Genomic DNA, 11,478 nt, shown 5'->3' with positions numbered 1-11,478 from the left:
TCGAGGCGGGGATGAACGTCAACGTCTGGGACGTCACCGACGCCATCGGGGAGCTGGTCCGCTCCCGCCGTCCCGTCGACCGGGCCCGGCTGGCCGATCCCGAGGTCGACCCGGGGGCCCTCCTGGCTTAGGTACCCGGTTCTCTGCTCGGCCGGGAATCGTGTCAATCCCTCCGGAAAGCTCGGCCGTACCTCTACCCATGACCCGACCGGACTTCGGAATCGTCACCCGCCCGGCCAGCCCAGGTAGGACGGTGGGCCGGGTGCGGGAAGGCAGCGTCCACCCGGCCCTGGCCCGGGGCGGGCAGGGCCTGGCGGTGGTGGGGGCGGCCCTGATCCTGGCGTCGGCCACCATCCATCTGCACCTGTGGGCCACGAGCTACCGGCACATCGCCACCGTCGGCCCGTTGTTCCTGGCCCAGGGCGTCGTCAGCATCCCCCTGGCCGTGGCCCTGATCGGGCTGCGGCGGGTGGCCCTGATGCTGGCCGGCGCCGCCCTGCTCGTGGCGACCGCGTTCGGTCTGCTCCTGTCGTCCTGGGTGGCGCTGTTCGGGTACCAGGAAAGCCTGTCCGCGCCCTACGCCGGGCTGTCGCTAGTGATCGAGTTCGGGGGCGCCGCCGTGCTGCTGGCCGGAGCCGGGCTCACGCTCGCGGGGAGTCGGGCCGGCCGGTAGCCCGGGGTCCCGGGCCCCGGGTTTGCGGAGACCGGTCTCCGGCGGCCGATCATGGGCGGATGGTCGGCAGGTGGTCCTGGTTCCAGCGCGGGTGCGCCCTGGTGGTGGCGGGCGTGCTCGCGGGCACGCTGGCCGGGTGCGGCGGCGCCAGCGGGCCCCACGCCGGATCCACCTCGACCACCGGCACCGGCCCGGTTGCCTCCACGTCGGGCTCGACCGCCACCGGGCGTCCCGCCGTCCAGACCGTGCCGGGAATGCCCCCGGTCGTCGACCCGGCCAACATCTACAGCCAGGCCGGGGCCGGGATGCTCGGGGCCAACGCCCGCCGGGCCCTGCCCCGCGTCTACGTCCCCGACCGCCAGACCAACAACGTCCTGGTGATCGACCCGACCACCTTCAAGGTCCTGGAGGCGGTGCCCACCGGGGTGAACCCGCAGCACGTGGTGCCGTCCTACGACCTGTCCCGGCTCTGGGTGGTCAACAACTCCGAGGCCGATCCCGACTTCGGGACGCTGACGCCCATCGATCCGGTGACGGCCAAGTTCGGCCCGAGCGTCCGGGTCGAGGATCCCTACAACATGTACTTCACGCCCGACGGGGCCTACGCCATCGTCGTGGCCGAGGCGCTGCGTCGCCTGGACTTCCGTGACCCGGTGACGATGGCGCTGCGCTTCTCGCTGTCGACGCCGACCTGCCCGGGAATCAACCACATGGACTTCTCGGCCGACGGCTCCTATCTCATCGCCACGTGCGAGGACGCCAACCGGCTGGTCAAGGTCGACTGGGCGAAGCGGCGCGTCGTCGCCACCCTCGACCTCGGGCCCCGGGCCCTGCCGCAGGACATCCGCCTCTCCCCCGACGGCCGCACGTTCTACGTGGCCGACATGATGGGCAACCGGCTGATCCTCGTCGACGGAGACTCCTTCTCGGTCAGGGGCAGCGTCGACCTGTCGGCGACAGGAGGGTTCGGGGCCCACGGGCTGTATCCGAGCCGTGACGCCCGCTACCTGTACGTGGCCAACCGGGGCTCGGCGGCGCGCGGCTCGGCTCCGCCCCGGGGGCGGGGGAGCGTGTCGGTCGTCGACTTCGCCACCAACCGGGTGGTGGCCAACTGGCCCGTTCCCGGCGGGGGCAGCCCGGACATGGGCGGGGTGAGCGCCGACGGCCACCAGCTGTGGCTGTCGGGCCGCTACGACAACAAGGTCTACGTCTTCGACACGCGCACCGGTCACCTGCTCGCCGACGTCCCGACCACCCCGGCCGGGGTCGAGCCCCACGGGCTCTGTGTCTGGCCCCAGCCCGGCCGCTACTCGCTCGGCCACACCGGCAACACCCGGTGAGGAGGGTCGGGCCCGCCCTCCGGCGTCGCATCGGAGTACCGGTTGGGACGGTGGCGGTGGCGCTGGCGGTGATGGTCACGGCCGGGTGCGGTTCGTCGTCCCCGGCCGGTTCACCGCCGGCGTCGACCACGACGTCGGGGACCGGCACCGGAGGGTCGGACGGCACCGGAGGGTCAGCCGGTACCGGAGCGCCGGCGGGCGGCGGTACGGCGGCGGTGCGCGTCGACGCCAGCGTGGCGGGCTGGCACCTCCCGGCCGCGGTTTCGCGGGCGGTGGTGTGCCCGCAGGGCACCAGCCTCCTCGTTCTGGGGGGATTGGCCACCGGGGACACGTCGACCAGCGCGGTGTGGACGGTTGACCCGACCACCGGCTCGGCGCAGCGGTCGGGACGCCTGACCCAAGCGGTGCACGACGCCGCCGGGAGCTGCACGGGGACGGGGGCGCTGGTCTTCGGCGGGGGCGCCGCCAGCACGGTGGCGGCGGTGCAGGAGTGGTCTCCGGCCGGGGCCCGGGTCGTGGCCCAGCTGCCGCAGGCGAGGTCGGACCTGGCGGCGGCGGCCCTCGGCGGTCGCATCTACGTGGTCGGGGGCTTCGACGGCACCGACATGACGGCCGCGGTGCTGTCGACGCCGGACGGAACCCGCTTCTCCGTGGTGGGGGCGCTGCCGGTGCCCGTGCGCTACCCGGCCGTGGCCGCGGCGGCCGGGGGGATCTGGGTGATCGGGGGACAGCTCGGCACGGCGGAGTCCTCGAGTGTCGGGGGCCAGACCGACGCCATCCAGCGCTTCGATCCGGCCACCGGCCGAACCGTGGTCGTCGGCCACCTCCCCGAGGCGTTGGGCCACGCCAGCGCCCTGGTCCTCAGCGGGCGGCTCTTCGTCGTCGGGGGCAGGGTCGGCACCACCCCCTCGGACCGGATCTGGGCCGTCGACACCCGAACCGGGGCGGTGCGGGCCGCCGGTGTGCTGCCCGGGCCCGAGTCCGACGCCGGGGCCGCGGTCATCGGCAGCACCGGCTGGCTGGTCGGCGGGGAGGTCGGCGGGCCGACGGCGCCCCTCGACACCGTGGTGGAGCTACGGCTCGCGGGATCGTAGGGAGCGGGCGCTCCGGTCGGGCGGTTGGGCAGGGCGGTTGGGCAGGGCGGTCGGGCAGGGCGGTTGGGTAGGGCGGAGGACCCCCGCCCCCCGGAAAGCAAAAGTCACCGGCTGTATATGAAAGTTCTTGTATGGCCGGCCGAATTACACGTGTCGTGTTGATGACTCTACGAACAGTGGTCAGATCGGGCGAGGTCGACGGCAGGGAGCGTCAGTGACCGCACAATAGGTGGGAAAAGACCGTGCATATATGAAAATTCATATACGACACGCAAAAGGTGTTTTCGCGGGGGGCGGGGGGAACCCCTTGGTCAGACGGGGCGCACCCGAATGGCACCGCGGATTGACGCGCGGGGGAGAGTGTCTTAGCTTGTGCGAATGGGAAGATTAGGTACAGCTAAGTAGGTCAGGCGGAGAGAGGCCCGAGAAAGGACAGACGGAGTCGGCGTGAGCGAACCCCGGACCCTCCTGCTGGGCGCCCTGGCCGGGCTGACCATCCTCTTCGGCCTGCCCATCGGTCGCCTCCGCAATCCCCGCCCGGGGATGCGCCAGTTCCTCAACGCCCTGGCCGTCGGCGTCCTGGTGTTCCTGGTGTGGGACGTGCTGACCAACGCCTTCGACCCGATCGACGCCGCCCTCGCCAACCTCCACGACCACAAGGGCGGTATGGCGCCGGTGGTGGGTTACTCGGCCCTGTTCTTCGCCGGCATCGGCGTGGGGCTCATCGGGCTCGTCTACTACGAGCGCCGGTTGTTCGGGCGGCCGGCCCTGCCGGGCCCGGGTGCCGCCGTCGCCAGCCAGATGACGACCCGCCGGGTCGGGATGGCGGGATGGAGCAATGCCCAGCGGGTGGCGCTGATGGTCGCGGTCGGGATCGGGCTGCACAACTTCGGCGAGGGGCTGGCCATCGGGGGCAGCGCGGGCCGGGGCCAGATCACCCTGGCCACCCTTCTCGTCATCGGCTTCGGACTGCACAACGCCACCGAGGGCTTCGGCATCGTGGCCCCGTTGGCCATGGAGGCGGAGCGCCCGAGCTGGCCGTTCCTGCTGGCGATGGGCGCCATCGGCGGAGGCCCCACCCTCGTCGGGACCGCGATCGGGCGCCAGGTCACCAGCCAGCCCGCCAGCGTGATCTTCCTGACCCTGGCCGCAGGCTCGATCCTCTACGTCGTCATCCAGCTCCTAGGTGTGGCCAGCCGGGCCGCCCGTCGCGAGCTGATCGTCTGGGGCGTGTTCCTCGGTCTCGTGGCCGGGTTCGTGACCGACATGGTCGTCAGCGCCGCCGGCGCCTGACGGCTTCCTATCTACCGGCAGCCAAGAGCGCCGAGACGGGCACCAGCCGGCGGGTGTCCGTCAGCCGGTCCTTGATCTCCACGTTCCCCTCGGCCAGTGCCCGGCCGACGATGACGATGCTGGGTACCCCGATCAGGTCGGCGTCGGTGAACGCCACGCCGGGCGCGGCGCGCCGGTCGTCCAGCAGCACCTCGTCTCCCCTGTCCGAGAGCCCGGTCGCGATCTGCTCGGCGGCGACCAGCTGCTCGTCACCTTTGCCCACCGCCACGACGTGCACGTCGAACGGGGCCAGGGCGGCGGGCCACCGCAGCCCGGCGTCGTCAGCGGTCTGCTCGGCGACCGCGGCGACCACCCGGGACACGCCCAGGCCGTAGGAGCCCATGGTGACGCGGACGGGCCCGCCGTCGGCGCCCGTCACGTCGAAGCCGAGGGCGTCGGTGTACTTGCGGCCGAGCTGGAAGATGTGGCCGACCTCGATGCCCCGGCCCACGCCCAGCGCCTCGCCGCACGACGGGCAGGGATCACCGGGTAGGACGGTGGCCACCGACAGGTAGCGGTCGACGGTGAAGTCGCGTCCGCACACGGCGTGGGTCACGTGACGGCCCGGGCGGTTGGCGCCGGTCACCCAGGCCGTGCCGGATGCCACCAGCGGGTCGGCGTAGTACGGGATCCCTAGGGCGGCGAGGTTCTGGGGCCCGACGTAGCCCCGGGGAAGGTCGGGATGGGAGGCGAAGTCGTCGGCGCCGAACATCTCGACGCCCTCCGGTGCCAACGCCGCCTCCAACCGGACCAGGTCCACGTCGCGGTCGCCGGGCACCCCGACGGCGATCACCCGCCCGCCCGCCTTCACCAGCAGGTTCTTGAGCGTGTCGGCGGCGGTGATCCCTCCTCCGAGGTGGGCCACGAGGCTCTCGATCGTCGGGGTGTCCGGGGTGTCGAGCTCCTCCATCGGCGGATGATCGCCGCCCGACGCCTCGGCCCTGCCGGCGGACAGCTCGGCGGCCTCGGTGTTGGCGGCGTACCCGCACGCCGCGCACGACACGTAGGTGTCCTCACCCACGTCGGCGGGGGCCAGGAACTCCTCGGAGTGGGATCCGCCCATCGCCCCCGACACGGCCGAGACCGTCACGACCTGCAGGCCCAGGCGCGCGAACGCCCGCACGTAGGCGGCGCGGTGACGATCGTAGGCGGTGGCCAGCCCGGCGTCGTCGAGGTCGAACGAATAGCTGTCCTTCATGACGAACTCCCGGCCCCGGAGCAAGCCCGAGCGGGGGCGGGGCTCGTCCCGGTACTTGGTCTGGACCTGGTACAGGATCAAGGGGAGGTCCCGGTAGGAGCTGCACTGGCTCTGGGCCAGCTCGGTGAACAGCTCCTCGTGGGTCGGCGCCAGGATCAGTGGGGCACCCCGACGGTCGTCGACGCGGAAGAGCAGATCCCCGTACTCGTCGAGCCGCCCGGTGGCGGCAAAGTGCTCGGCGGGGACCAGGGCCGGCAGCCGCACCTCCTGGCCGCCGATGGCGTCCATCTCCTCCCGGACGATGCGCTCGACGCGGGACAGCACCCGCAGGCCTAGTGGCATCCAGGTGTAGACGCCCGCCGCCACCCGACGGATGTAGCCGGCCCGCACCAGCAGGCGGTGGCTGCGCACCTCGGCGTCGGTGGGATCCTCCCGTCGGGTGCGCAGGAGGAGCTGCGACATGCGGACCACGCCCATCGCCCGAAGATACCGGGGGTCGACCGGCCCGAGTACCCCAATTACCATGGGCGTCCCGGGAGGGTGCGGTGATCCTCGACTACTTCACGATCGACGCCGACAACCACTACTACGAGACGCCCGAGGCGTTCTCCCGGCACATCGAGCGGCGCTTCTCCGAGCGGACCCTCCGGGTCGAACGGGACGGGAGCGGTCAGGAAGTCGTCCTGCTCGACGGGCGGCCCTACACCTTCAGTGACCCGAAGTTCGACCGGACCAATCCGCCGGGATCGCTGACCTCGATCCTCCGTGACCCCGAGGCGGCGCAGTACGCCACCACCTTCAGCGAGGAGTTCATGCTCCCGGCGTACCAGGACCGCCAGGCCCGCCTGGCCTTGATGGACGAGCAGGGAGTCGAGGCCGCCATCCTGCTGCCGAGCCTGGCGGTGTGCGTGGAGCACCCCATCAGCCACGACCCCGAGCTGACGGCGGCGGTGCTCCGGGCGTTCAACCGGTGGCTCGAGGACGACTGGGGGTACGCGTGGAAGGAGAGGATCTTCTCCGTGCCGCTCGTCTCCCTCCTGGACGTGGACGCGGCCTGTGCCGAGCTGGAGCGGGTCCTGGGGCTAGGTGCCCGCCTCGTCCATCTGAAGACCGGACCGGTGGCGGGGCGCTCTCCGGCCGATCCGGTCTTCGATCCGTTCTGGGCGCGGGTCGACGAGGCGGGCGTTCCGGTGGTCCTCCACATCGGGGACTCCGGCTACGCCGAGATGTTCGGGCCGGCATGGGGCGAGGACGCCACGGTGTCGGTGCGGCGCTTCTCCGCATTCCAGTGGGCGTTCCTCCACGGGGACCGTCCGCTCATGGAGACCCTGGGGGCGCTGACCTACCACAACCTCTTCGGCCGCTTCCCGAACGTCCGCATCATGAGCATCGAGAACGGCTCGGACTGGGTGGCCTACCTGTTCCGGCACCTGGACAAGAAGAAGGGGATGGGCCGGCACGGGCCCTGGCCCGGTGGGTACTTCCGGGGCCGCCCGAGCGACATCCTGCGCGAGCGCCTCTACCTCACCCCGTACCCGGAGGACGACGTGCCGGCCGTGCTCGATCTGGTCGGTGCCGACCATCTGCTGTTCGGCTCCGACCATCCGCATCCGGAGGGGCTGGCGGACCCGAACTCGTTTGCCGCCCTGTTGGGGGACGCCGACCCGGTGACGACCCGCCGGGTGATGCGCGACAACACCGCCGGGCTGTTGGGCCTCAGCTGACGTTGGCCAGCGCCATCGGGGGCGAGCTCGACGCGATGGCGCCCTCGGCGCGCAGCGGGCTGTGGCAGAACACGAAGCGGTCCACTCCGGCCGCCGCCAGCTCGTCGAGGCGCACCCCCTCGGCTATCCGGATCCCGAAGCGCATGAACAACTCCTGGTGGCAGGGGCTGATGTTCCTGCCGCGTACGGCCGGCGCCACCACCTCGAAGGCCCACGTGTCGGACCCCACCAGCGCGGGGCGGGAGCGGGCCAGCCAGCGGCACTCGCGCAGGTACGGCCCCGGGTTCCCGGCCAGGTAGCGCCGGGGGTCCACCCGGATGAGGCGGTTCCAGCCGGTGCGGAGGAGCACGGCATCTCCCGGCTCCAGGGTGGGCAGGTCCTGGCGTTGCGCGGCGGCGGTGAGATCCTCGACCGTCACGCGGTAGTCGCCGGCCAGCACGGGTGCGCCCTCCACGTCGATGAGAGAGTCGCTTTCGGCGCGGTCGACCTTCAACGCCACCAGGTCCAGCATCAGGCCGCGGGTGCAAAGCGGCGGTCCCCAGCTCGGGGTGTCGAGCTCGGTCGTCCCCCAGGTCCGGGCCACGTCCGGGCCCTGCACGCCGCCGTAGAACATGGCGCCCACGCCGCAGTGGTGGAGCCCGTTGATCTTGGTCCCGAGGTTGTAGGTGGTGTGAACCCGCTCCTCGTGGTAGCTGAGCCGGTTGGCCCCGCCCGGCCTGACGCCCGCCACCTCGCCGGCGAACGACGGGGCGGGCTCATAGCCCGACAGCACGAGGTGCTGCTCGTAGCGGCGGGTGCCGAAGGCGGGATACCCGTTGAAGACCGTCTCGCCGAGGCTGAAGGTGCGCACCGGCCGGCCCGGATCGAGGAGGGCCAGGGCGGCGGCGGTCTGCTGCGGACCGACCTCGTTGTACGTCCCCAGCCGGTCTCCCGCTCCGTAGGGCCCCGGGGCCCAGGCCCCGCCCTCGACGGCGGCGACGTCGAACAGCTCGTCTCCGGGGTCGTCGGTCACCGCTGACGACCCCGGTGGGATGTGAGCGCTAACCGGCCAGGTCGAGCAGGCTCGATACGGTCGGCAGCAGCGCGGCCAGCCGGCGCTTGTTGACGAACACGTCGACCGCCGACTCGTGCTCGGCCTCGATGGCCAGGTCGTAGGAGCTGAACAGGACCAGCTTGGTCCGTGGTGCCGCCCGTTTCAACGCCGGTGCCAGCACCAGTCCGAGGCTGCCCGCCTCCAGGTAGTGATTGAGGATCACCAGGTCGGGCTGCTCCCTCTGCACGAGGGCCAGCCCGTCGTCGGCGCCCTCCGCCCGGCCGACGAGATGGAGCAGCGGTTGAGGCCGCAACGCCAGGCGGATCAGCTCCTGCATGTCGGCGTCGTCTTCGATGACGACCACAGCCTTGCTCATCTCTATCCGACCTCCCCAGACGCGACCGGCAGACTAAAGCAGAAGACGGCTCCCTCTTCGGGACCGTTGTCGATCCAGATCCTTCCTGCCTGGGCCTCGACCAGCGCCTTCGAGATGTACAGGCCCAGGCCCGAGCCACGCTGGGTGCTCCCCTCCGGGCGCGAGAGGCGCACGAAGCGTTCGAAGACCCGACTGCGGTCCGCGGGGGCGACACCTGTGCCCCGGTCGCGCACCCGCACCACCAGCTCATCGCCCTGTCGGTCGACGCTGAGGTCGACCGGACTGTCCGAGGCCGAGAACTTGAGCCCGTTGGAGACCAGGTTGATCAGGACCTGCCACGTGCGGCGCTCGTCACCGAGGGCGTGCGGGATGCCGGCCGGGATGTCGACCCGGATGCGGTCAGGGGTGGTCGGGGGGGCGGCATCGACGGCGGCCCGTTGCAGGAGGGCGGTCAGGTCGAACGGAGATCGGTCGACCTCGAGCTCACCGGCCTCGATCCGGCCCACGGCCAGGATGTCGCTGACGAGACTGGCGAGGTCGACGGCGGTGCGCTGGATCCGGCCCAGCATGTCGCGCTTGTCGTCGTCGGCGAACACGTCCCACTGGTCGAGCAGCAGCTCGGCAAACCCGGCCACGACCGTAAGGGGAGAGCTCAGATCGTGGGCCACCATCGCCACGAACTCGTTCTTCATCTGGTCGAGCCGGCGGAGCTGGTCGGCCGTCTCCCGGGCCCGGGCCTCGTTCGCGCGTAGTGAGTCCTCGTACTGCTTGCGGTCGGTCAGATCGCGGGTGACCTTGGCGAAGCCGCGGATGGATCCGTCTCCGTCGCGCAGGGCGGTGATGATTACGTCGGCCCAGAACCGCGACCCGTCCTTGCGCACCCGCCATGCCTCGTCCTCGACCCGGCCCTCGGTCCGGGCCATGCCGAGCAGCTGCTCAGGCCGGCCGGCGCGCCGGCTCTCCTCGTCGTAGAAGACCGAGAAGTGGCGTCCGATGATCTCGTCGGACCGGTAGCCCTTCAGCCGCTCGGCCCCCTGGTTCCAGCTGGCCACCCGGCCCTCCGGATCCACGAGGTAGATGGCGTAGTCGACGACGCTGGCCACGAGCAGCTGGAACAGCTCGGCGCTGGGAACGGCTTGCAGCGTCCGCTCCGGCTCTTGGCTACGGGCGCGTTCGGGCTCGGCGGCGTCAGTCACCGAGGGTCTCGAGACCTTGACACGTCATCGCACGACGGGACCATGGACAGCTCCGCGACGTCGCGAAGCCACCTTCGCCACCGCTCGCGCGACAAAGGATAAAGGGCACGGTCAATGGCTGGGAAGAATCAGGCCCAATAGTCACAACGACCGCAAGATAGCGTCGCCGGACTAGACTGAATGACAGTCGTGAAATGCCTCGTTCAGATCATGTACGTCATGGCATCTATGGCTCAGACTGGCGACGACTGCTCGTGCTCGGTGCGCTGGCTCGCCGCCATCGCCGCCCAATAGGCGGCGCCCAGGAGCGGGGCCCGCTCAGACCTGACGGCCCAGAAAGCCGGCAAGTTGGTCCGCGGCCGGCGCCGACCCGGGCACGTCGACCCGGGGACCGAAGGGCGCCTGGCCGTCCGTCCCCCGCATGGCGTCGGGGATGAAGCCGCGGGCGTTCTCGAGGAGCTGGCCGGCCAGGTCGGGATCGAGGTCGCTCGGCTGGCCGGTGGACCGGGCCAGGTCCCAGCCGTGGGTGAACGAGTCGGTGGCGGCGATGGTCACGAACACCGCGCCCGGGAGCTGGCCGAACGGAAGGGTCATCTGCTTCTCCATGGCGCCCGGAGCCCGGAAGGCGGCCACGGCCCGCTTGGCGCCCTCCGCAAAGGCGGCGTTGAAGTCCCCGGCGGAAAAGTCGGCCGCATCGCCGGCACCGGCCGGGGGCCCGCCGGTCTCGGCGATCGTCGCGAAGAAGTGGGTCCCACCCACCACGTGGTTGAGCAGGTCCCGCACCTTCCACGAGGCGCAGGGGGTGGGGTCGTCGAGCTGGTCGGCCTTGACGTTGGCCAGCACTGCAGCGGTCGACGCGAATGCCTTCTGGAGTACGTCAGCGCTCATGTCCGCTGTCCTCTCTACGGGGGTGTGCCGATCGTAAGCCAGAACAATCCGTCAGCCCGGCGCACGTCGAACAGGGCGAAGGCGGTCCCGTCGGACATCCGGGCCTGACACATTCCGCCGCGGCGGAGCACCTCGACCATCAGCGCCGTGCCGGCCGCGGTCCATCGCTCGAGGGTGACGAGCGCCGCGCCCAGCCAGCCGTCCCCCGGCAGGCACACCTGCAGGCTGAAGGGGTGCCGGGCGGTGTTGCCGTCGCCGCGCCCGGCCCGGACCCCGCCGCCCAGGACCTGGTCCGCCGGGGGACCCCCGGCCGGGACCGGGATCCCGGCCAGGCCGTCGAGCCGGAAGCAGCCGCCGTCGACCTCGGCGAAGACCAGGGCGGCGGGAAATGACGCCACCAGCTCGGCCGGCTCGACGCTCCCCTTCCTCCACCAGCGGTGCCGGGCGTCCTGCTGCACGTCCCTTGAATCGTCCGGCGCCCGCCCGGGTTTAGAGGCCGCGCGGATAGGCGCTGAGTGGCCGGGTCGCGACTGAGCGCGAACAAGAGGGAGACCATCCACCGGTCGTCGGGTTGGACCCGGTTTCATCCGGGCTGCACCCCAACCCACGACGACCGAGTGGAGG

At 71.5% G+C, this 11,478-nt stretch carries 11 protein-coding genes; 5 read left to right on the top strand and 6 right to left on the bottom strand.

Annotation, left to right across the window (positions count from 1 at the left end):
- Positions 1-199: 199 nt before the first annotated feature.
- The 4 genes from VFW24_07395 to VFW24_07380 all read left to right on the top strand — a co-directional run bounded on the left by VFW24_07395 (position 200) and on the right by VFW24_07380 (position 4,400).
- Positions 200-673 (top strand): hypothetical protein, encoded by a 474-nt coding sequence (locus VFW24_07395; protein HEX5266581.1) that lies wholly within the window; start codon positions 200-202, stop codon positions 671-673.
- Positions 674-732: 59 nt separating this feature from the next.
- Positions 733-2,013, top strand: coding sequence for a YncE family protein (locus VFW24_07390; GenBank protein ID HEX5266580.1), 1,281 nt, complete (start codon positions 733-735; stop codon positions 2,011-2,013).
- A gap of 50 nt (positions 2,014-2,063) precedes the next feature.
- On the top strand, positions 2,064-3,107 hold the full coding sequence (locus VFW24_07385) for a hypothetical protein (GenBank protein HEX5266579.1): 1,044 nt from the start codon (positions 2,064-2,066) through the stop codon (positions 3,105-3,107).
- Between the two features lie 447 nt (positions 3,108-3,554).
- Positions 3,555-4,400 (top strand): ZIP family metal transporter, encoded by an 846-nt coding sequence (locus VFW24_07380; protein ID HEX5266578.1) that lies wholly within the window; start codon positions 3,555-3,557, stop codon positions 4,398-4,400.
- 7 nt (positions 4,401-4,407) lie between these two features.
- Here VFW24_07380 and VFW24_07375 read toward each other — a convergent pair whose 3' ends face one another.
- A complete protein-coding gene (locus tag VFW24_07375) occupies positions 4,408-6,114 on the bottom strand; it encodes a proline--tRNA ligase (GenBank protein HEX5266577.1) in 1,707 nt (568 codons plus the stop codon).
- A gap of 68 nt (positions 6,115-6,182) precedes the next feature.
- Here VFW24_07375 and VFW24_07370 point away from each other — a divergent pair, with 68 nt between their 5' ends.
- The gene (locus VFW24_07370; protein HEX5266576.1) at positions 6,183-7,361 is read left to right on the top strand and encodes an amidohydrolase family protein; all 1,179 of its coding nucleotides are present in this window, start codon (positions 6,183-6,185) and stop codon (positions 7,359-7,361) included.
- Here the strand turns inward: VFW24_07370 and VFW24_07365 are convergent.
- The 5 genes from VFW24_07365 to VFW24_07345 form a co-directional block, all read right to left on the bottom strand.
- The gene (locus VFW24_07365; GenBank protein ID HEX5266575.1) at positions 7,354-8,373 is read right to left on the bottom strand and encodes a cyclase family protein; all 1,020 of its coding nucleotides are present in this window, start codon (positions 8,371-8,373) and stop codon (positions 7,354-7,356) included. The two genes, VFW24_07370 and VFW24_07365, sit on opposite strands and share 8 nt — an antisense overlap.
- 28 nt (positions 8,374-8,401) lie before the next feature.
- Positions 8,402-8,770, bottom strand: a complete 369-nt coding sequence (locus tag VFW24_07360; protein ID HEX5266574.1) for a response regulator — start codon at positions 8,768-8,770, stop codon at positions 8,402-8,404.
- Between the two features lie 2 nt (positions 8,771-8,772).
- Entirely contained in the window at positions 8,773-9,966 is a 1,194-nt protein-coding gene (locus VFW24_07355; GenBank protein HEX5266573.1) for a PAS domain-containing sensor histidine kinase, read from the bottom strand.
- 318 nt (positions 9,967-10,284) lie between these two features.
- Positions 10,285-10,854 carry a TIGR03086 family metal-binding protein gene (locus tag VFW24_07350; protein ID HEX5266572.1) on the bottom strand — a complete coding sequence of 190 codons (570 nt, stop codon included), beginning with the start codon at positions 10,852-10,854 and terminating at the stop codon, positions 10,285-10,287.
- Positions 10,855-10,868: 14 nt separating this feature from the next.
- Entirely contained in the window at positions 10,869-11,312 is a 444-nt protein-coding gene (locus VFW24_07345; GenBank protein ID HEX5266571.1) for a hypothetical protein, read from the bottom strand.
- Positions 11,313-11,478: the final 166 nt, after the last annotated feature.

The sequence above is a fragment of the Acidimicrobiales bacterium genome (genome assembly GCA_036273495.1).
Lineage (GTDB): Bacteria > Actinomycetota > Acidimicrobiia > Acidimicrobiales > JAJPHE01 > DASSEU01.
Note: the sequence above shows the minus strand (reverse complement) of the source record. Positions and strands in the feature narration are given on the sequence as shown.

Bases quoted from the DNA above. Each gene is read 5' to 3' on its own strand.
- VFW24_07350 (HEX5266572.1), bottom strand. From the start codon at position 10,854: ATGAGCGCTGACGTACTCCAGAAGGCATTCGCGTCGACCGCTGCAGTG.
- VFW24_07395 (HEX5266581.1), top strand. From the start codon at position 200: ATGACCCGACCGGACTTCGGAATCGTCACCCGCCCGGCCAGCCCAGGT.
- VFW24_07360 (HEX5266574.1), bottom strand. From the start codon at position 8,770: ATGAGCAAGGCTGTGGTCGTCATCGAAGACGACGCCGACATGCAGGAG.
- VFW24_07390 (HEX5266580.1), top strand. From the start codon at position 733: ATGGTCGGCAGGTGGTCCTGGTTCCAGCGCGGGTGCGCCCTGGTGGTG.
- VFW24_07375 (HEX5266577.1), bottom strand. From the start codon at position 6,114: ATGGGCGTGGTCCGCATGTCGCAGCTCCTCCTGCGCACCCGACGGGAG.